The organism is Sneathiella chinensis (assembly GCF_012720115.1).
GTDB classification, from domain to species: Bacteria; Pseudomonadota; Alphaproteobacteria; order Sneathiellales; family Sneathiellaceae; genus Sneathiella; species Sneathiella chinensis.
In genome coordinates, this window is record NZ_VNWN01000004.1 from 1 (window position 1) to 21,099 (window position 21,099).

Here is a 21,099-nt window from a genome sequence, read left to right on the forward strand (position 1 = left end):
ACCCCCGCAACCAAGAATATCAACGGCTTAGCGTGCAACCGCTAAGCCGTTTTTGCGTTCAGGGCTACCAAAGGGCTACCTTGAGGGCTACAGGGGAACGGGGGAACGTAGGCCGGAATAGTGATGGATGTCGTCATCTTGGGCTTTGAGAGAGCTACAAAATGAGGATTGTCACTAATGGTAATTATACTTTTTTGCTTGATGCATTACTTCTAAGCGTTAGTAACGGTCTATAATCTGAAGCATTCATTGCGCAGTGGGGCGAAAATAATATCATCAAAACTTAGGCTTTTAGAACAAAGTCGTTGCAGAAGAACTGCAATTTCTTTTTCTGTCAGAAAAGATAAAACTTTGTTTGCAAATATCCCTCAATATACCAACATCCTTTTTCAGGTATTTCAACCTCCTGTATAATTGGAGACCAGTCTTTCGGAGTGTTCTTTATCTACTTGCTCTTAAATTCGGAGCCAAGTTGTTTTGCTGTCCACTTGGCAATTGCCAATTTCTCGCTAGGCATAGCTAGGTCGAATAATGTTTTTATCTGATTGACTAGCAATTCGCCTTTCATTGATGTATCGATATTGGCGATATCTTTTCTAATGTTTGTGAAGTCTTCTTCTAATGCATTGTAATCTAAAGTTTTCAAATGCCCTAATTGGTCGTTTATTTTATCATAAATATTTAACAACGTAGCACCAGTTTCACTTAGTTTGTCTGCTGATTCGTGATAGAATCCAGATAATAAGGTGTTTCTGAGTCTACTTTTAAAGTATAAATATGGAATTGATTCATATAAATTATCTATATTTTTGTATTTATTATATATATTGTTTATTTCGTCAAATGATTTTGAATCATTTAAGCTGGTTATTACTTGATTTGAAATTGATTTTAGTACGTAATTATAATTTTTTCTTTCAGAGTATATTTTTTTCAAATCCTCTGATTCAGAATACGCCGTATCATCCACATGCATTTTATCGGAAATTCTCTTTATGCTAGCTTGAAGTTCATTCCTAATTTTCTCAAAATCAGGTTCTTTCCCATCTAAGGGGACATCTCCAAGTTTTGTAATTCGACCATCATAATTCGCCTGCCAAAGGTCTATGAGCCCCCTAAGTCTTATGATTGATTGTCCTCCTAGCTCTTCATCTTTTGATGCAAAGTCATTATACGTCTTTCCTCCTATTTTTATTATTTTCAAAAGATAAGGGTCTTTGAATGCTTTTCGGTATTCCTCAGAACAAACAAATTCAACTAAGCTAATGCCAGTTGTTGACAAAATAAAATCATCAACTTCATTTACAATCTGAGAAAACTCCGTATTAGATTTGCCTGATGATTGGCAATAGCAATCAATAAACCCGTACGTAAAAAGAAGAACCTTAATACGGAGCTCTTTATTTAACGATATAATTGGAATTGGCTGAAAAAAAGTTCCTGCAGAAGGTGAAAAATATAAAATCTCCAACAAGCCACGGATCACTTCACTATCCGCCTTTGGTTTTGATTTTTTGAAGAATGAAAACATTTTGACACTCCCTCGAATAAGCAGTCTATGTTTACTGCTTAGAAGTGGTTCTGCTTTTTTGACTTGTTAGCAGGACCACCTCTTTGTGAAAGACACGGAGCACCTCTGCTAACCTGTCATCAATCGCCGACATTTTGTTTTTATCATATTATCAACGACGATTTCCGCTGCCAACCATCGACGGCTCATTAACCTTGTCTATCCTCGAACATAGAAATACTTCTTTTTGTTAGGCGAAGCAGGTAGCCATACTTCAGCGCGCAATTGCCCAATTTTTCCGCCCTCTACAAGGGGCTCGCCCCCACCACAAATACTTTCTGCGGCTTTCTGTTCATTCAGCGCTTCAATGTTGCGAGGAGCGGCTTTATCCCAGAGGCCACCTTCATAGCACTTTACTTTATAGCATGGCATTAGGCGTCCTCCACGTCCGAGCCTGAATCATATGATGAACTGGCCCCGTAAATCGCTGGCAATCCTGTCCAACCATTGGGGAATAGCTCAGTATATTTGCTGCGTTTCATGAGTGCCTCCGTAAAAAAGAACGAAAACACCAACTTCAAACCGGACCTAGATTCAGGGTGGTAGCAATCAATCAGGGTTTGACGAATTTTTTGGTAAGCGCTTACTCTTGTGACAAATCAAAAAAGCTATCGTACCGGAAGCGGCAATAGAAGTAGTTGTTATTATGCTACCAACTAATGGGTTCGTAATTTGTCCAGTAAAAATCATTACCCACTCAAGCGCCCATACAGAACCTCCAAAAACTGGCCCTAGAAAAACGGCAACGATACGTCTGGAAGTTTGTGTTCGATACCATATAGCTATTTGAGAAGGAACAAACAGTGCCAAAATTAGTGATTTGGCAATATAAGTTCTGTGGAACACTACTTGCGACAACGGAATCCCAACAAATCCCGAAACAATAAGTGCAATTACACGGTAATCCCCCCATTTTTATTGCGGTTGGCATTTATCAACCCTCGCAGCAGCTAAAAAACTGATCTTACCCGTTTACGGTAATTTAGGGTGACGGAATGCATATTCCAGTTTTACGCGCTATTTTGAATAATTAGTGGAAAAGAGTTTCCGCAATTTTTAAGAATCCGGAGGACAGGATGAAAGCGGTCATCATAGCGTGCCTTTGTAGCTTAATCTGTGTCACAGCTTCGGCTGCGACCATGACATTCACGGGAGGCTCTTTAAGTGCAGGAGGGGAAATCTATTCAGAGGATGGAATAACAGTAACATCAGTTAGTGGGTTGCCTTTTTTTGGCTTTGATAACGGTGATCTCGGTATTTATGCGAACGGAACGACAGCCTATGCAGGTGATGTAAGTTTCTCAATGGCAAAAAGGTTTAATGTTCTTGGGTTTGATATTGATCCGTTTGTACGGGCAAGCTGCCTCGGGGTGTGCGATGCGCTGATATATGAGACTGTTAGTATTACTGGCTATCGTGATGGCTCTATTGTTGCCTCAAGTGAGATTACGGGTTTTGGTGACTATGTAAGTTTTCACCCCGGTGTAGGTTTTATGAACTTGGATTTTCTAATAATAGGTTTGAATAGGGTGCCTATTTCTTGTCCGGTTCCTTGTGTGCAGGCGAATTTGGATAATGTGCGCTTATCTGTTATCCCTTTACCTGCTGCTGTCCCGTTGTTTGGTACAGGAATATTCCTGTTGGGCTGGTTTGTCCATTGGTGGGGAAGGAGAAGAGGTAGAGATGAAAAAGAGATCCTCTAGTGAAGTGACCTACCCAGATTTTGTTGTCGAGTTAGATAGCTGATGAATAATCGTAATGGATAAAAAGGGCCTACTGATGATCAGAGAGTGCTTGATAGAGCCTGCATCCGTGAAAGATATTTCAATTTTTCCATGGCGGTTATTCCAGTGGGGGGTGAATTATTTTTTGCAGGATACCCTTGAAGTAATCTGAACGGGGATTGATATTTACTCTGTTGAGTTTGAGGGAGAACGGAGTAGTCTGTCCGCCTCTGTGCTTAAGGTTTTCCATGATATGGGCTATGACTGGAAAGCCATGCCGGGGAGGGCCTTTTGGCAATTTGACGGAGAAACGCTGGATGAGAGGCGTCAATAGATGGACGCGGGTGAGTAGGAGCTGAACAGAGGGCGGCGTTTGGAAAAGATGGTAGTTCGTAAGGGAATTGAGTTGTGAGGGGCCGTTTCACCGTTTCGGGGCCTAGCCCCCGAAACGGTGAAACGGTGCGTATGGAAGGCCCGGCCCTGCTGAAACCTGCCTTTGAACCTTACCTTTCCATGTCGTACGTACATACGAACATCCGGTTTCTCGTACGTATGTAGGGGGCTTGTTATAGCAGCCCCTCGGCTTGCGCCTTTTGCTTCATACGAGTGATGGTGGGTTTCGATACGTTTAGCTCCTCGGCTATTTCCCCGTACGGTAGGTTCTCTTTCAAAAGCTCAATGCACCTTACGTAGGTGGGATCACCCGCCGCGTACGTCCAAACGAGGGAGCCCTCTTCGTTACGTAACGTAGCTTCCATATCTCTTGTGTCCTTGGCTTCCAGATGCCGTGCCTTCGTATACCTGACGAGCATCCGGGTGGCGTCCTCCCCGGCCAGATAGTCATCGGGCCGTTTTAGCTGGATCACAATGTCCATGACATCCTCTTTCTTGTGACTGCCCCGCTGCTTGCCTTCCTTGTTGGCATGATGAACAAACACAATGGCAATGCCACGTTTTCGAAGCTGGACAGCCCATTCCTGCACCGGGGCCCAGCTATCCCCCTCATTCTCGTTACCAGTCCGTACGAAGGTCGAGATGTTGTCGATAAACACCACCCGGGGATTGACCAGGGCAATCAGTTGGTCGATTGCCTGCCGTCCCGTATCGAGACCGATATCCGGCGTGCCGCTATCCTGATCCTGAATGTCCGGGGTATAGATATGGAGGGGAGCCTTCGTGTCATCTCCATTCGAAAGTGCCCTGAACCGCTCCTGCATGGCCGTGGCCTGCATCTCCCCATCCAGATAGAGGACAGGGGCCGGGGCAGGGGCCTCAAAGCTTAGGAAGGTGCCTCCATTGGCCACGGCAAGGGCCGCTGACAGGCAGAAGAAGGTTTTGCCAATCCCACGGTCGGCAAACACCATATTGATCGATCCCTCGGCCAGCCATGGCCCAAGCAGCAGTTTCCTCTCGGGGAGCTTGAGCTGCCTGAAGTCATTGGCGGCAATCAGCCGGTGTTTGTTCGGCGTGACAATGAATTTCCAGTGAGCCGGAACGGGCTCCCTGTTCTGCTCAATATAGCTGTTGAGATGGCTCCGGACTTGGTATCGATCTGGATGATCGGCTAGATCATCCAGTTCGTTCCAGTCGGCAAGCTCAGGCAGGGAATTGAGGTAATCGCAAATATCCGCTTTGTCCCGAAGCGGGAAGCGAAGCACATATAGTGCTACGGAGTCCACCAAAGGCCGGAGGGCTTCATAGACCTTCCGGGCATACTGATCCCCGGCCTCATCGGTATCGGGGAGAATGTATATCTCACTCATGCCGTTGAGGATCGACCAGTCAGCAAGCTGGACCTGATTGCTGCCCCCCAAGCTGGTCACGGCCTGATAGCCCAGCCCGTGCAAGGCCGCACTACATTTCTCCCCCTCAGGGATAAAGACCGGTGCAAACTGGTCTGACAGGGTTTCAACCCCGAATAACCGGTTGCATCCGGGAAGATCGCTGGGAATGCCCGGTTTTCCGTCCGGTCTAAAGTAAGGGATAATCTGCTTTTTAACCGGATCAATCTGTTTGCTTCCGGTTTCGTCCAGTCGAATAACATGGCCGATACTGGTTCCATCTGGTTTGCGATATATCCACCGCTTCACTTCCGTCATGGATAGACCTCCTGCAAATGCCGCAGGGCTTGCCTGAAAGAAAGCTGGCTGGCCTGCATATGAAAGGACAGGATATCGCCGCCTTGTGCCCCGCAAGCGAAGCACTTAAACGCCCCGCTTTCCCGGTTCACGACAAACGAGCCGGGTTTCCGGTCGGGGTGGAACGGGCAAAGCCCGTTCCAGTGATACCAGTTGTGGCCCGTATGGCGGCCAAAATGGCCTTTCAGGTGCCGGCTGTAATAATGGTCCGGTGATATCCGGTTTTTTATTTCTGTCGCTGTGACCGTCATCAGGAAGCCTCCCCGTTCAGGCGGGAGAGGATGAAGGCATGGACGTCCTGCTCCCTGTAGCGCACCAGCCGCCCGGATTTGACATAAGGCAGGTCATAGCGTTTCGTCGCCCGCCAGACGGCCAGCGTACCCGTGGTGACGCCAAGGATGTTGGAGACTTCGCCCGCAGTCAGAAGATTTATGCTCATTTATTGGTTCCAGAATAATCAAACACACCGAACACAACGCCCGGTGCTTCTGGATTATTAAAAAGCAATTTTCTTTAACGGTTTTTAGGTTGAAAAAAGTGGTGAAAAAATCACCCTTAAAAATTCACCTAAATTGAAGGAGGATATGCGGGGGAGCTGTTTGATACGTGTCTGCCGCAGTTTTTATGAGGGTTAGCAGGTCTTCCGGTATGTAAATAGTGATGCGGCCATAGTTAGTTTTCCCGTTACAGGCATTCAGGAATTCCCTTAAGCATTGTCCAAAATGGCCATCCCTGTATTTGGTGATCCGGATTTGCTTTCTTGCCAGTTCTCTAGCTAATTCCGTGGCAATCTCCTGCCGCGTATCAGTGAAAGTCTGTCTGTTGGATTTCTTTCTTGCGCTCAGCTTTTCTTTTGCAAATTCGCCGCCCTCAATCAGGAGATTGATATGTTCCAAAATATCCACAAGCTGCGGGCCGTCTTGGGGAAAGGCGGTTTGAAAAGCATCAATCATTGTATAGCCAGATGTTTCAACAATTAGCTTGTGCAGTTTCTCAGCATATTTTTGGACCCTTTCAATATCGCTCCGGATTTTTTTGTTGTCGGGTATGCTTTGCTCAACGAAATATTTTTTTCGGAGTATTCCGATAAGGTTGTTGATTGTATCTGCAGATTTTTCATCAAACTCCACCCCTGTGATCGTTTCAAATTTAGCAACGAGTTCCTGCAACTTATTTTCAGAAAGCTCCAGTGGCTTCCTTTGATCTCGCATATACATCTTGTGTCTTTCTTATTTTTTGAATTGCAGCATGGCTTCGGTGGCCTTGTCGATAGAGGCCCGAACCGGGTCATTGTGGAGCCTTGCATAGACACGGGTGGCCTGACTGGACTTGTGGCCTAGGGACTTGCCGATAATCGCCTCGCTGGCCCCGGTAATCGCCTGATAGCTGCCAAAGGTGCGGCGGATATCATGGATACGGATATCCATCAGTCCGGTCGGTAACCGAATATCCTTGTCCTTGGCGGCCTGTTCAATGGCCTTGAATACCTGTCCGATATCCTCATCGGGATCGCGCCCTTCCTGCACCTTGCTAATCAGGGGAAGCAGGATGTCATCCTGTTTCCAGAGGGCAAGGGTGGCTCGTTGGCGAATGCGTGTCCAAGCCTTCTTGGGATCATTCAGATGCCCCGCCTTGCTCTTGTCGCTGGGAAACACCCATGGGGAGCCCTGAGAAGCCTTCAGGCGGCTTTCCAAGAGCTGCTCGGCTGGAATGGAGAGCGGAACGATGACAGGGTCCCCGTTCTTGGTTTCCGGGATGCGCCATGTCCTGTTATGCCAGTCTATCTGCTCCCACCGCATTTGCAGCACATTGGTTTTTCTGGCCCCGGTATAGAGGGACACATAAAGATAGTCCCGCGCCACCTCGTTCAGTTCCTCATCCAAGGCGGCAAAGAGCAGGGGCAGTTCATTGGGCTGGGCATAGCGGTCCCGCGCTTCTTCCCGGAACTTCTTGATCCCGTTGGTCGGGTTGTCGCCGTTCCATCCCCATTCGATGGCCTTGTTATACATGGAGCGAATGCGCTCCAATATCCGGTTGGCCTGATAAAGCCCGTTCCTCTCCTTGGTCTTGAGATGCAGGGTCTTGATGTCATACTTGCTGATGCTGGAGATTTTACGGTTGAACCAGTGGGACAGGAACTTGTTGATTTCCCGCTCATCATAGCGCCAGCTTTTCTTCTCAACCTTGCTGTAGCGGTCCATATAGAGATCAAACAACTCCTTGAGGGTGATTTCCTTGCGAAGGCGGTTTTTCTCGACGTTGGGGTTAGTGCCGCTGGCAAGCTCGCCCTTGGCCTGTGTGGCGGCGTTACGGGCCTTCTCAATGGTCATGTCGGGGAACTTGCCCAAGGTTACCCGGATCGGCCGCCCCTGAAGCTTCTGATAGAGCTGGAAGCTTTTCAGGCCGCTCGGCATGACCCGGATAATCAGGCCGGGCACCCGGCTATCCTTGAAGGAATACCGCTTGCCTTCCGGTGGCAGGGGAAGGGCGGTGAGCGCCGCCTTGGTAAAATTGATTTTCTCGTTGGGGGCTACCATAGGGCTACCTATTTCCGTAAAATTGACCGCATTGAGTTTATCTCTATTAAACGAATGTGGCGGAAATATGTATAGAAAATAACAGGTTATATCTATTCAGTAACCCCGGTTAAACACTCCCCTGTTTGGCTCATAACCTGAAGGTCGCAGGTTCAAATCCTGCCCCCGCAACCAAAACAAAAAGCCTCGCTACAAAGCGGGGCTTTTTTTATGCCCAAAGAACATCCCAAAACATTACAGAAAACGTAAAGATTTACGCTGACAGTTAGAAAAGCACTGCTGCTTGCCATAATAATAACGAATATAGTTAAAATTTACGGGTTTTTACGATTTGAGGCCGGCGGTGCGAGCATGATCTGTCGAGGGAATGCTCAGGCTCGTTTCAGTTTTTGCAGGGTGTTCTTTCTCTGGTCATGTCAGGGCCACGCCGCAAATGTTTTGGGGGGGAGTTGCTCCTGCTTTTTGGTTCTGAATTGACCGGGGGAAAGGCCCATATGCTTTCGAAAGAAGCGGTGAACGACTCCGCGTCAGCGGCAAAACCGGAGCGCGTGCAGAAATCAAGCTTTTGCACGTGCATTCGGCTGTCATGCCTAGGCCTTCTCGGATGGCTCGAAGGTCAGAGCGAACTCGGGATCACCAATTAGGCTTACAAGATCATCCTCATCTTTGATATAGCTGAAACCCCATGGGCTCAGAGTCAATAAGCCTTCATTTTTCGTGTCGGCTTCTCTTTGGTCCCACAAGCCTCGCGCTTCGACGTCATTTAGCAGCTCGGCAAACTTGTTTTTAGAAAGATCAATTTCGGATGGCTCAAAGCCGTGTTCAAAAAAGTCTACATTCGGAATATCGTCGCATCCCTCAGCTCTGAACACAGCCATGACGTAACCACCAAGATATTCGTTGATCGCCTCCTGCGCCAAATACTCTGGTGATGTTACAGAGCCGGGCGAAGAGCCACTGATTGAAAACGCTCCTGTTTCGGAGTCATAGCTAACTGTCCAGGGCATCGGAAGGTTTGCGCTAAAGCGCCCGATGATCTCTCGCGGTGGATCGAAAGACTGAACCGCAAATGTGCGCAGTGCCTGAAGCGTTTGGAAGAACGCCAAACCGATGCCAACTAAATCAGACACTTCTGCATACTCAATGCGAGTCACATTCCCACCATTTCGACGGCGCAGTCGTAGTCCATCGTTCCAGAGGATGTAATCGGAGTGATACATCCCGTTGCGTACATCGTCACGGAACACATTCTCGAATGCTGACGACAGCCCTGTCATTCCGATCTTTTGGGCTTGGATCGCCAAGTCTCGGAATGTTGCATTCGCGTTTGGCCCAATAACACGATTGGGATTTTGCTTGACCCGTACCAAATCTCGGAACGGCCAAAGATTGTAGGGAGCATTCTCAACGATACCCATCATGTTCTTTAGGCTCTCATACACGCCTCCAGCCTCTGAAAGCTGGCAGTATAGAAGCAAGATTATTCGCATTTCGGCGAGAGTTTCCACAGGACTTGCTGCCATCCGCTCGTTTAGCTCTTCGAACACTTGTTGCGCAGTGATTGTGGTGGACCAACCTGCATCTTGCATGCCCCTGAATTCTCCACTCAACGATCCTGCGAAATCTAACTCGTTCATTTGGCGAGCAAATTTAAAGAGAAGTCCAAGTTGTCGGGCTGTTTCGTTGACAAAGGTCGTTGGTGAGTTCAAAGGACTAAACCGCATGTTATTTTTTATATCACTGGGTAACACCATATCACGTTACCCGCAACGTATACCTCTCTACGTCGCAGAGTTGGCACTGATCGAATGCCTCAAAAGTCAATATAGCTACCTATTAATTTTTCAAATTAATAGTCTTTGATCGAACGTTCGCTTCCGGGAATATACATGCTAGATCGCTACTAGTAGATGAAGGTCGGCTATGGGCCCGCTGGACGGCAAAATATTTTAACGTTAAGTTCCGCTACGCTTGGTAGCGTAGCGGAACAATGGATGGGATGATGCCACCAAGGAAACCCGCTCCGAACGACACTGCGATTTCATGAATAGCTTCGTGGACGGACTTAGACAGGTTGATGTAGGCATTAACGTTAGACTTTTTTTCCATAGAGGATCTCCTTTCATTGCTGGTGCCCTTACGTAGCCAATGTTTCGAGGCGATTATTAGAGCCAGAAAAATCAGAGCGAGTCCTGATAACACCAGGGGAGTCGAACCCCCCACCATCCCCAGAGACACAACGGTCTCCAACTGAATGACTGTTAAAATATGAGCTTGCGAGAGCAATTCGTCAAGTCAACCCGATGCACCAACGGACATTTTCGAGGTAAGTGGTTAGTCTAAACTTGGGCAGTACTGCATTGTGAACGACCGCTTTGGTGATGCTACATTGGGCGTCTTAGGATGTATTTAACGGCAGGAATGGGCCGTTCGTGACCAATGGTGAATCAAGTATTGTTAGACATTACGGGCACAGCGCAGATGTGACAGCAGTTTACCTAGCTGTTTTGGCAGGTATTTTTATAGACTGTCGTTGCTTGCGTGCCCCCGCAACCAAAACAAAAAGCCTCGCTACAAAGCGGGGCTTTTTTTATGCCCAAAGCACATCCTCAAACCTTACAGAAAACGTAAAGATTTACGCTGACAGTCAGAAAAGAACTGCCGATTGCCACAAGAATAACGAATAACGTTAAAAATTACGGGTTTTTACGATTTGAGGCAGGCGGTGCCGGGCGTGATCTGTCGCGGGAGTGCTCAGGCTCGTTTCAGTTTTTGCAGGGTGTTCTCGAGCACGTTGAGGAAATTGCTGCGATCTTTTTTGGAGAAGGATGCGTTGAAGCCGAAAATCTCTCCCATATCCCGCAAATGGGCGTTGAGGTCTCGCATAGCGAGTTTCATGCCAATGGAGTTGTGGGTGAAGAGAGAACCGGTTGGGCCCAAGACAACGCTCCCGGCCTTCAGGCATCGGTCCGCCAGGGGAATGTCCGCGGTGACCACCACATCCTTCGGGCCGCAGTTGTCCGCAATCCAGTCATCCGCAGCATCAAACCCGGCATCGACCACAACCTGTTCAATCAGCGGGCTTTGGGGCAGGCGGAGCCAGTTATTGCTTACCACATAGCTTAATAGCTTATGTCGTCCTGCGACCCGGTAAATCTCATCCTTTACCGGACAGGCATCTGCATCAATAAAAATACGTGTCATCTGGTCCCTGTATCTGTCTGCCGCGCTGTCACTGGTTCCCCCTATCCCGAGGGAATGGGGGCTGTCTATAGGCTGCCAGTATCGGGCATTATAAGTCTGTATTGATTGGTGAGGGTAGCATCATTGACGCTAGAGGGCACGGAAACCCTTTCTTGCGACACCGTATACCGGACTTTTCAGGGGCAGGGCTTAGCGGAGAAGGGCAGGGCCGAGCAGATCAGGGTAGGGCATCGCATTGTGGGGCACGGGGTGTGATGCTGGAGGTTTGCTGAAAGAGAAAGGTTTCACACGCCGCAAGACCGGGGTCCGACGGCGTGTGAGTGTTAAAGGCCAAGGGCCGGAGCCTTTCGCCGGGTTAGCTGAACAGGTAATTGGGCAACCAGAGCGCAATGGTTGGGAAAATCACGATGATCAGCAAGCCGGACAGTTCGACCAGTGTATAGGGGCCAACGGACCAGTAGATATCCTTCATGGTGACCTCGGGCGGGGCAACAGACCGCAAATAGAAGAGGTTGAAACCAAAGGGCGGGGTCATGTAGCCGATCTCCATCATGATGACAAAGAGAATGCCGAACCAGACGGGGTCAAAGCCGTGTGCAGCCACCAGTGGCAGGAACACAGGCAGGGTGATCAGCATGATGCCCACCGGGTCCAGAACCATGCCAAGCATCAGTAGAACCAGCATCATGAAGGCGAGCGCCCCCCATTTTCCGCCGGGGATTTGGGCGGTCAGATGGGTGATGAATTCCTCGGCCCCCATGGCGGTGTAGGCCATGGAATAGGCATGGGCGGCAAACACAATCCATGTGATGACAGTGGTCAGACGGAAGGTACGCAAGGAGGCTTCGGAGATCACTTTCCAGCTCAGTTTCCGGTTCACGGCACTGGCAACCAGAGCCCCGAAGACGCCAACCGCTGCCGCCTCGGTAACCGTGGCAAAACCGCCAAAGATAGCGCCGAGCACGATGAAGATAATGAAGACCGGCAGAAAGATCGCCTTGAGCGCATTGATCTTTTCCGCCCAGTCGGCCCGTTCTTCTTCGGGAAGGGACGGACCGAGATGGGGCTGGAACCAGCACCGAATGCCGATATAGAGCGAGACAAGGACAAAGAGCAGCAGACCGGGGAACACCCCGGCGGCAAACAGCTTGCCAACCGAAACCTCGGTAATCAGTGCATAGAGAACCATCAGGATGGACGGCGGGATCAGGATGCCCCATCCTCCGCCCGCATTGATGGCCCCAAGCGCCAGCCGCTTGTCATAGCCCCTTTTAAGCATCTGGGGGAGGGCGATGGTGCCCATGGTGACCACAGCCGCCCCGGAGACCCCTGACATGGCGGCAAAGATGGTGCAGATACCAACGGTGCCGATGGCCAACCCACCGCGCAGCCCGCCCCACCAGAGATGCATCATCCGGTAGAGGTCATGGGCCACCCCGCTTCTCTCCAGCAGGAGGGCCATGAAGACATAAAGGGGAATGGCGATGAGGGAGGAGGTCTCCATCAGGTCCCACATCTTGGAAGCGATCAGGTAGAAGGCGATGGGACCTTGCTCGAAATAGAGAAAGACAATCGACAGGCCGCCCAGAACAAATGCCAGCGGTACGCCCAGCATGATGAAGACAAAGAGGAGGCCAAAGAACAGGAGGGTGAGAACCTCGATACTCAGGAGATCATACATCAAACGGTCTCCTTCTCGTGGATATCGTCATCGTTTAACGGGCCGAAGGCGGTTTCATCCACCTCCATATCCAGCAGGATCATGATATCCGCAATCAGCTTGACGATCCCCTGCAGCAGCAACAGGGCTGCAGCCACAAAGATCAGGGTTTTCGAGGGCCAGATATAGGGGCGCCATGTGGTCTCATAGCTCACTTCCATACGGGAAATACTGTCGGTCGCCATGGAGAAACTTTCGGTCAGCAAAACCCCGAGGAACAGGAAGAACAGAAAGGATGTGGCGATATCGGTCAGGGCCTTTTTCTTGGGTGAGAAGCTGCCGTAAAAAAGGTCAACATTCACATGATCGCGCCGGGCCAGAAGATATCCGCCGCCGATGATGGCATAGACGCCAAAGATCATTTTTGAGGCCAGCGATGACCAGGATACAGGGCTTTGTGTGACATAGCGCATGATCACATCGCCCAGCAACAGGATGAAAAGTAAAAGAACGGCATAACTTGCCAGGCGCCCGATCCAGGCGTTCGTCGCCGTAACAGCACGGGCGAATGCGACCAGTCCCCTCATATTAGCCTCCCCATTATTATTGTGTTTGTGGTTGCAACAGTAGAGATTTCTTTGCGGTAGTCTGCACCGCCAGCCATCCCGCCTCCCGTTCAGGAAGAAAATCCTGACGAGAGGCGACGAGGCTGGCGGTTATTTGGCTGATGTCCGAAAGGCGGGGCCGTGCCTATACGTATCCCATGCCTTTGAGGAAGCTGACGAGCAGGTCGGCTGCCTTGGTTGCATTTCCGCCTTTCGCGCTTTCTTCGGCCAGAATGGCACTGGAGGCTTCCGAGAATTTCTCCAGCACATCGGGCGGGAACTGGGCAATGGTGATGTTCTGTTCTTTCAGGCCCTTGGTGAGAGCCAGCTTTTCCTTGTACTGGTATTCTGCTGTCCGTTTCCAGAAACGCATGTCCAGAAGGTTGAAGAATTCGGACCGCAGGTCTGCGGGCAAGTCATCAATGGCTTTCTGGTTCATAATCAGTGTGTCCACGGCCAGTCCCATGGTCGGTTTCATGTGGTATTTGGCAACTTCCCAAAGGCTCATGGACAGGGCGCCTTGAGCGGCACCCCAATGGGCACCGTCCACGACACCACTGGCCAGACTGGAGTAGAGTTCAGGCCCGGCGATATTCTGGGTTGAGGCCCCGGCGGCTTCGAGGAATTTCAGGTAACTGCCGGAAGAGCGGAGTTTCAACGAGGAAAAGTCCGCCAGTGAATTGATAGGCTTGGAGACAACCAGTTCCGTTGGATAGATTTTCTCGGCCCGGCTGACCACTCCATGTGCGGCAAGGTCTTCGTTGAACAGGTCTTCAAATCCCATATTCTTGAGGAAATGGGAGAATTCCCATGCTTCGCGGAAGGTGCCCGGCACGCCAAGCGCGATACCGGCTGTGGGGGCTTCGCCGAGAATATAGCCCGGTGAAATCGTGCCCATTTCCACGACACCGCGACGCACGATATTGAAAATCTCGCGGCCCTTGGCAAATTCACCCGCGCCGAAAAGCTGAAGTTCAAACTGACCGTCGGTGTTTTTCTTGAGTTCCTCGGCGATGATCATCAGGCTGTCGCCAAAGGATGAGGATGCCTTGGGCCAGTGTGATTGAACTTTCCAGGTGACTTTTGTCGCGGCGGCGGCCTTGCCGATCATGAAAGGCGCGGCGACGGCAGCGGCCCCCCCGGCAAGTGCGTGGCGACGGTTTATTCCCTGTGTTGTTTTTGTCATGCAGTTTCTCCCGAGTTGCGGTGCTACGTCTGTCCCAATCAGCCGTATTATTCATTGTTGGTTACCGCAGCAATTAGTCCCTTGTTAGAAAACATACTGGGATCCGGGCCGTGAAATTTGGGGTCTCTGGTTATTTCATTATGCCCAATTTCAGTATATTTCTAAAAAATGATAAAACATGAAAGCCGGATTTACAAGCCTTCACAATATGATACGGAAAATCATGCAGGTGGCTGCCCAGGCGGCGCTGTAGCCGGGCTTGCCGGGAAGGGGGCCTGCCGCGCTGGCGATATGGGGCGCAGATAGAGGGCGGCAGAAACGGGTGGGGGAGCGGTTGGGGACCAGCCCCGGGGGAAAGAGAGAGAACGGTTCGCCCCATGGACGCGGGGCGAACCAGAAGGGGGGAAGGGGTTATTTCGGCAGGCTGCCGATCACGCCTTCAACATAGTAGTTCATGCCAGCCAGTTCCGCATCCGGAATGGTCTTGCCTTCTTCAACAGCAATGGAGCCGTCCTGCTTGCGCAGCGGGCCGGTGAAAGGATTGATTTCACCCTTGGCAATGGCGGCTTCTGTTTTGCGAGCCATTTCGGCAATTTCTTCAGGCATGTTGGTATAGTCGGACATCTTGACCATGCCTGTGCTGAGGCCATCCCAGACTTCGCCGGTTTTCCATGTGCCGTCCAGAACTTCCTGGGTGCGCTTCACATAGTAGGGAACCCAGTTGTCCTCGATGCCGGTCAGTTGGGCATTGGGGGCAAAGGCGATCATGTTGGATGCCTGACCGAAGGCGAAGATGCCTCTTTCCTCGGCGACCTGCAGGGGGGCCGGGGAATCGGTGTGCTGGGTCAGGATGTCAACGCCCTGATCGATGAGGGCCTTGGCTGCGTCGCCTTCCTTGCCCGGATCATACCAGGTGTTTACCCAGACCGGTGTGATGGTGGCTTCGGGATTGACGGAACGGGCGCCGATGATAAAGGCATTGATCCCGCGAACAACCTCGGGAATGGGGAAGGACGCAACATAGCCGATCTTGTTGGTCTTGGTCAGCTTGCCGGCAATCTGGCCCATGATGTAACGGCCTTCGTAGTAGCGACCGGCATAGATGCTGAGATTGTCAGCGGTTTTGTACCCGGTTGCATGTTCGAATTTCACGTTGGGGAATTTCTTGGCAACCTTGAGGGTGGCGTTCATGAAACCGAAAGAGGTGGAGAAGATCAGGTTGTGACCGGAGGAGGCCAACTGACGGATCACCCGTTCTGCATCCGCGCCTTCCTTGACGTTTTCAACATAGGTGGTTTCGATCTTGTCGCCGAGGGCTTTTTCAAGGCCAAGACGGCCCTGATCGTGCTGGTAGGACCAGCCATAGTCGCTGATCGGACCGACATAGACAAAGCCGACTTTCAGCTTGTCTTCCGCGCTTGCCTGGGCGGCAGTGAGGGCGAGGGCCGCCGCAGAGAGCGTACCGAGCAGGGATTTGAGGAAAAATCTGCGTTTCATTGGTTTCCCTTTCCTATTGGGAGCTGTGGTCAGTAGTGGAAGAGGGGCGGGGGCTCCCTCTTCCTGCAGGTAATCAACCCGCGTAAGCGGTCAGCTTTTCGTGCAGTTTGTCTTTTTCTGCCTGAGGGAGCCAGGAGCCGTCAAACGCGTTGCGGGTGAGTTGGATAACCTCGTTTTTTGAGAGGTTGGCTTCCTGTTGGGTCTTCACGATGTTCTCGGTCATATAGCCGACAAAATAGGCGGGGTCGTCCGAATTCACAGTGACCCGCATCCCTTTATCCAGCATCTTCTTGATTTCCGGCGTCTTCATGCTGTCGGTTACATACCCGTTGGAGATCGGGCAGACGGTCAGGGCCAGTTTCCGCTTGATGATTTCCGCGCAAAGCGCTTCATCTTCCAGCGAGTTGACACCGTGGTCAATGCGATCAACACCGATGTCGTTCAGAGTCTGCCAGATATGCTGGACAGAGTTGTTCTGGTCCACATCACAGTGCATGGTCAGCAGATAGCCTTCCTCGCGGGCCTTCTTGAAGACCTCGGCAAACTTGAGGGGTGGGTTGCCGGCTTCGTCCGAATCCAGACCAACGCCGATGATCCAGTCCTTGTAGGGCAGGGACAGTTCAAGCGTCTTCATGGCGGATTCAGCGGACATGTCCCGCAGGAAGCACATGATCAGGCGGGTATCCACATTCAGGTTCTTGCGGGCATCCAGCTGCGCCCGGCGAATGCCCTTGATGACCGTGTCATAGGAAACGCCGCGGACGGTGTGGGCCTGTGGATCGAAGAAAATCTCGGCATAGAGAACATTCTGCGCATGGGCCTTTTCCAGATAGGCGTAGGTCAGGTCGTAAAAGTCCTGTTCGGTGATCAGGACGGACATGCCTTCGTAGTAGATTTTCAGGAAGGACGGCAGGTCGTCAAAATCGTAGGCGCCGCGCATTTCCTCTACGGTTGCGTAGGGCAGGCTGATGCTGTTGCGCTTGGCAAGTTCGAATTTCAGTTCCGGCTCAAGCGTTCCCTCGATATGAACGTGAAGTTCCGCCTTGGGCATGCCTTCGATAAATGTTTCAATGCTTTCCATCTTGTTTCCTTTCACGTGTTATTCCGCCGGTCCCTGCACCGGATCGACGATTTCAAGGGCCACACAGTCAACAACGCCAAGGTCTGTCATGGCGTAATCCGGGATGGCCGTAATGGACAGGACGAACATGTACATGAACGGCCACGGGACATCGCAACCAAGGGTGCGGGCAGCATCGTCCAGCTTTTCTTCAAGCACGGCCATTTCAAACGGTTCGATGTCGGACACAATGCCGCCGATCGGCAGGGTCAGAAACTCGACCACTTCACCGTTATCCACCACAACCTGACCACCGCCAGCGGCGATGATATGGTTGACGGCGATGCTCATGTCCTCGCTGTTGGTGCCGATACAGACGATATTGTTGTCATCGGGCGAGGTCGAGGTGGCCAGCGCCCCCCGTTTCAGGTTGAACCCGGAGGCAATGCCGGTGGGCCGGTTGTTGGTCTTGCCGTAACGCTCCACCACGGAGATATAGATCAGGTCGTTGTCAATATCGGGCAGGACCTCGCCGTTCCGAACATTCATGACAACCTCTTTGCCCTTACGGACAAAGATCTGGTTGGTGGCTTCGATGGCCAGTACCTTGACCTTTTCCGCATCCAGTGAGGTGCGAACCTTGAAATCATCCGGGGATGTCGGTTTGACCTTGAAGGTATCCGTCAGGGACGCCGGCCGGGCCGGGGCCTTCAGTTCCGTGATCATCTTGCCGCCTTTGGCGACCAGCTTGCCCTTGGCAACCACCTGCTGGACATTGAACGTGGCAGGATCGTCCACAATGACAATATCGGCCAGACGGCCCGGCGCGATGATGCCCACCTTGTGGTCAATGCGATAGGCAACCGCGCTGTTGATTGTTGCCATCTGGATGGCGCTGATCGGGTCAACACCCTCGCGGATGGCCATGCGGACCATGTTGTCCAGATGGCCGCGCTTCAGCACATCCGAAGCCACAACATCATCGGTGCAGAAGCTGACGCGGTGCTGGGCTTTCGGTGCCAGCTTGGTCGCCAGTTGGATGTTTTCCTCAAGGAAGTGGGAGATAGAGGATTCCCGGACAACCACGAACATGCCGTTGCGCAGCTTTTCAAGGGATTCTTCAACCGTGTAGCTTTCATGGTCGAGGCGGACCCCGGCGTTGGCATAGCTGGCCAGCTTGTGGCCGCGGCACATGGGGGCGCAGCCAAAGACCGGCAGGTTGTTCTTCTCGGCGATTTCGAGGGCTTCCAGAACCTGCTCATCCTCTTCCTGAATGAATTCGCGAACTGTTTCCCAGATGCCGATACATTCGGGCCATTCGTGGGTTTCCCGGTGATCATCCGGGCCGAAATAATGGCCGACGGTGGAGGTGGGCATGGTGTAAGGGGTCTTGCACGGTGCGCCCCAGAAAATGCCCATGGGGCTTCCATTGGCTTCATCAAGGAAGTGACGCACCCCTTCCAGTCCGGCAACGACCAGAATCTGGTCCAGCCCGGAGACAATGCTGGTGGTGCCAAGGGGAACAACCAGTTTGGCAAAGCTGGTGACGGACAGCTTGCTGCATTCAACATGCAGGTGGCCGTCGATCATGCCGGGGCTGAGATAGCCGCCCTCGGCGTCGATAATCCGGGTGTCGGGACCCTTGCAGTGGTCCACGTCGCCGATGGCCACAATATACTGGTCCTTGATGGCGACTTCCGCCGGATAGATTTCGGAAGATGCAACGTTGATCAGGTTGCCGTTGGTGATCACGTAGTCGGCTTTAATCTCGCCCGCGCCGGCACGAATGCGGTCTCTCAGTTCCATCCTGTCCTCACTGGTTACTGACGTTAGAAGCATGAAAGCGGACCTTGGGCCCGCCTGTTTTTTATCTGTGAACGGGGCCGAAACAGCAATATCCGAGCTTGGACTATTTCTTACTGAAATGAACCTCTTGTGGTATGGTCAGGAAAGTTGACGGTTAAAGCCTATAAATTTCAAGCATGGTTAGGGATTTGTTTTTTAGGCTTTTGTGGAGTTGTCTTGTTGAAATGAATGTTCTGTCCTCCATCCCATCCTTTGTTTTTGGCGAGACCCTGTACCGCGGCGGCGGCCGGTTCGGGCCGATTACCAATCCGCATCTGGAGCTTCTGGTCGTGCATTCCGGCGGGGTGGTCTTTGCCGTGGACGGAGAGGACCATGTCCTGACCGAAGGGTATGCGGCGCTGGTGCCGGTTCGGTCGCATCTTGTCTATGACTATCGGGACGGGATGGATACGCGGGTTTCATGGTGTGAGGCGATCCTGCCCGAGGCGCGAGAGGAGATTTTCCAGTTTCTAGCCACGGTGCCGTTTACATTGCCCGTATCGCACCGGATGCTGGATCTGCACCGCATGGGGGCGGGACTTGAACTGGGAGGCGGGCCAGAGGAAATGGCCCTTGCCTATTCCCTTGGGCGGACCCTGTTTCATGAATATATCTATCAGGCCCAGGTGGTGCAGCGGGAAAAACCGGTGCACAAGCTGGTCCTGCGGGCCAAGCATTTTATCGAGCAAAGTGTGGATCGGCCATGTAGCTTGAGTGATATTGCCGCTTTTGCCAATGCCACGCCGCAATATCTGACGCGGATATTCAAGCGGGACATGGGGCAGACACCGGTTGCCTATCTGTGGACCGTCCGGTCGCAAAAAGCGGTCAGGATGCTGCGGAACAGTGGCCTGTCCGTTGCCGAAATCGCTTATTCCTGCGGGTACGAGAATGCCAATCATTTTTCCCGTCATATCCGGGAAAAGTTCGGCGTGCCGCCAACAGAAATTCGCCGCCGGAAGTGGGGGCCGGAGTAAGGCTGTTCCCGGACGACGGGACAGGCGCGTCCTAGAGGCCCGTGCCGAAAAAGGCGCTGCGGATCGCCAGCGTATAGTCTGATTGCAGAACCATCATCCCCACAAACATCAAAAGCAGGGCGGGCGGTAGAAGAATGACCAGAACAAGGGCCAGCCGTTCCCATGCCATATGCATGAAGACCGCCACAATCAAGCTGGCCTTGCCCAGCATGAGCAGGATAATCAAGCTCCACCGGAGGGCGCCTTCCACATGGAAATAGTCCACCAGATAGGAAAACAGGCTCAAGACAAACAGCAAGGCCCATATCATCAGGTAAATACGAATGGGGTGAAGTTGCGCCTGTGCGTGTGATGTCATGATGCGTCCTTACCAAAGATAGAAGAAGGCGAATATGAAGACCCAGACCAGATCAACGAAATGCCAGTACAGGCCCATGGTCTCGATCTGTTCATAGGAGCCTTTTCGGCTGGTGAAAAAGCCCCGCCTTTCAAGGTCGAAGTCGCCCCGCAGAACCTTGCGGGTGATGATCAGCAGAAACAGCACCCCGACCGAGACATGAAAGCCGTGAAATCCGGTGATCATGAAAAAACTGGACCCGAACTGGGGGGCGCCGAACGGGTTGGCCCATGGGCGGACCCCTTCAGCAATCAGTTTTGACCATTCAAAGGCCTGCATTCCGACAAAGGTGGCCCCCAACAGGGCGGTTGCCAAAAGTAGCAGGGCCGTGTTCCGGCGATCCCGGGCATAGGCGAAGCGGACAGCGAGGGCCATGGTGCCGCTGCTGCTGATCAGAACGAAGGTCATGATGGCGATCAGGAACAGGGGCAGGGTCTGACCCGCCACCTCAAGGGCGAACACCTCGCTGGGGTTGGGCCAGGGAACGGGGGTCGAGGATCGCACCGTCATATAGGCCAGCAGGAAGATGCCAAAGATAAAGGTATCGCTTAGCAGAAAGACCCACATCATCACCTTGCCCCACGGCACCTGCCGGAAGGTTTGCCGGTCTGACGCCCAGTCCCGAAGAATGCCTGTCATTCCGCCGGGGGAAGGTTGGGGCGATGATTCGCCGGTTTGGGAATAGGGCGTTTGGGCCAT

Annotated in this window: 18 protein-coding genes; 2 read left to right on the top strand and 16 right to left on the bottom strand. The window is 51.7% G+C overall.

The window, feature by feature from the left end:
* Positions 1-445: 445 nt before the first annotated feature.
* A complete protein-coding gene (locus tag FQB27_RS06665) occupies positions 446-1,531 on the bottom strand; it encodes a hypothetical protein (protein ID WP_169560136.1) in 1,086 nt (361 codons plus the stop codon).
* Between the two features lie 1,115 nt (positions 1,532-2,646).
* Between FQB27_RS06665 and FQB27_RS06670 the strand changes: the two genes are divergently transcribed.
* Positions 2,647-3,273, top strand: a complete 627-nt coding sequence (locus FQB27_RS06670; RefSeq protein WP_169560137.1) for a hypothetical protein — start codon at positions 2,647-2,649, stop codon at positions 3,271-3,273.
* Between the two features lie 587 nt (positions 3,274-3,860).
* On the opposite strand, the gene FQB27_RS06675 is transcribed toward FQB27_RS06670, so the two are convergent.
* From FQB27_RS06675 to FQB27_RS06735, 13 genes are all read right to left on the bottom strand, one after another.
* Complete coding sequence (locus FQB27_RS06675) at positions 3,861-5,393, bottom strand: AAA family ATPase (protein WP_169560138.1); 1,533 nt, start codon at positions 5,391-5,393, stop codon at positions 3,861-3,863.
* The gene (locus FQB27_RS06680) at positions 5,390-5,683 is read right to left on the bottom strand and encodes a CHC2 zinc finger domain-containing protein (RefSeq protein ID WP_169560139.1); all 294 of its coding nucleotides are present in this window, start codon (positions 5,681-5,683) and stop codon (positions 5,390-5,392) included. The genes FQB27_RS06675 and FQB27_RS06680 overlap by 4 nt, the downstream gene beginning before the upstream one ends.
* Positions 5,683-5,871, bottom strand: coding sequence for a helix-turn-helix domain-containing protein (locus FQB27_RS06685; protein ID WP_169560140.1), 189 nt, complete (start codon positions 5,869-5,871; stop codon positions 5,683-5,685). The genes FQB27_RS06680 and FQB27_RS06685 overlap by 1 nt, the downstream gene beginning before the upstream one ends.
* A 124-nt stretch (positions 5,872-5,995) precedes the next feature.
* Entirely contained in the window at positions 5,996-6,649 is a 654-nt protein-coding gene (locus FQB27_RS06690; RefSeq protein ID WP_169560141.1) for a hypothetical protein, read from the bottom strand.
* 12 nt (positions 6,650-6,661) lie between these two features.
* Positions 6,662-7,969 (bottom strand): tyrosine-type recombinase/integrase, encoded by a 1,308-nt coding sequence (locus FQB27_RS06695; protein WP_169560142.1) that lies wholly within the window; start codon positions 7,967-7,969, stop codon positions 6,662-6,664.
* 590 nt (positions 7,970-8,559) lie between these two features.
* Positions 8,560-9,723 (bottom strand): hypothetical protein, encoded by a 1,164-nt coding sequence (locus FQB27_RS06700; protein ID WP_169560143.1) that lies wholly within the window; start codon positions 9,721-9,723, stop codon positions 8,560-8,562.
* A gap of 1,000 nt (positions 9,724-10,723) precedes the next feature.
* Positions 10,724-11,173, bottom strand: a complete 450-nt coding sequence (locus tag FQB27_RS06705) for a YaiI/YqxD family protein (RefSeq protein ID WP_169560144.1) — start codon at positions 11,171-11,173, stop codon at positions 10,724-10,726.
* A 355-nt stretch (positions 11,174-11,528) separates the two neighbouring features.
* Positions 11,529-12,842: a TRAP transporter large permease subunit gene (locus FQB27_RS06710; protein WP_169560888.1), complete on the bottom strand. Its 1,314-nt coding sequence runs from the start codon at positions 12,840-12,842 to the stop codon at positions 11,529-11,531.
* Between the two features lie 11 nt (positions 12,843-12,853).
* The gene (locus FQB27_RS06715; protein WP_169560145.1) at positions 12,854-13,420 is read right to left on the bottom strand and encodes a TRAP transporter small permease subunit; all 567 of its coding nucleotides are present in this window, start codon (positions 13,418-13,420) and stop codon (positions 12,854-12,856) included.
* Between the two features lie 163 nt (positions 13,421-13,583).
* The gene (dctP, locus tag FQB27_RS06720; RefSeq protein WP_169560146.1) at positions 13,584-14,624 is read right to left on the bottom strand and encodes a TRAP transporter substrate-binding protein DctP; all 1,041 of its coding nucleotides are present in this window, start codon (positions 14,622-14,624) and stop codon (positions 13,584-13,586) included.
* A 411-nt stretch (positions 14,625-15,035) separates the two neighbouring features.
* A complete protein-coding gene (locus FQB27_RS06725) occupies positions 15,036-16,121 on the bottom strand; it encodes a BMP family ABC transporter substrate-binding protein (RefSeq protein WP_169560147.1) in 1,086 nt (361 codons plus the stop codon).
* 73 nt (positions 16,122-16,194) lie between these two features.
* Entirely contained in the window at positions 16,195-17,202 is a 1,008-nt protein-coding gene (locus FQB27_RS06730) for an adenosine deaminase (RefSeq protein ID WP_169560148.1), read from the bottom strand.
* A gap of 18 nt (positions 17,203-17,220) precedes the next feature.
* Positions 17,221-19,020, bottom strand: coding sequence for an adenine deaminase (locus FQB27_RS06735; RefSeq protein WP_206374416.1), 1,800 nt, complete (start codon positions 19,018-19,020; stop codon positions 17,221-17,223).
* Between the two features lie 191 nt (positions 19,021-19,211).
* Between FQB27_RS06735 and FQB27_RS06740 the strand changes: the two genes are divergently transcribed.
* Positions 19,212-20,003: a helix-turn-helix domain-containing protein gene (locus FQB27_RS06740; RefSeq protein ID WP_169560149.1), complete on the top strand. Its 792-nt coding sequence runs from the start codon at positions 19,212-19,214 to the stop codon at positions 20,001-20,003.
* Between the two features lie 31 nt (positions 20,004-20,034).
* On the opposite strand, the gene FQB27_RS06745 is transcribed toward FQB27_RS06740, so the two are convergent.
* Both FQB27_RS06745 and FQB27_RS06750 read right to left on the bottom strand, forming a co-directional pair.
* Positions 20,035-20,361 carry a cytochrome C oxidase subunit IV family protein gene (locus FQB27_RS06745; protein ID WP_169560150.1) on the bottom strand — a complete coding sequence of 109 codons (327 nt, stop codon included), beginning with the start codon at positions 20,359-20,361 and terminating at the stop codon, positions 20,035-20,037.
* A 9-nt stretch (positions 20,362-20,370) separates the two neighbouring features.
* A complete protein-coding gene (locus tag FQB27_RS06750) occupies positions 20,371-21,099 on the bottom strand; it encodes a cytochrome c oxidase subunit 3 (protein ID WP_169560151.1) in 729 nt (242 codons plus the stop codon).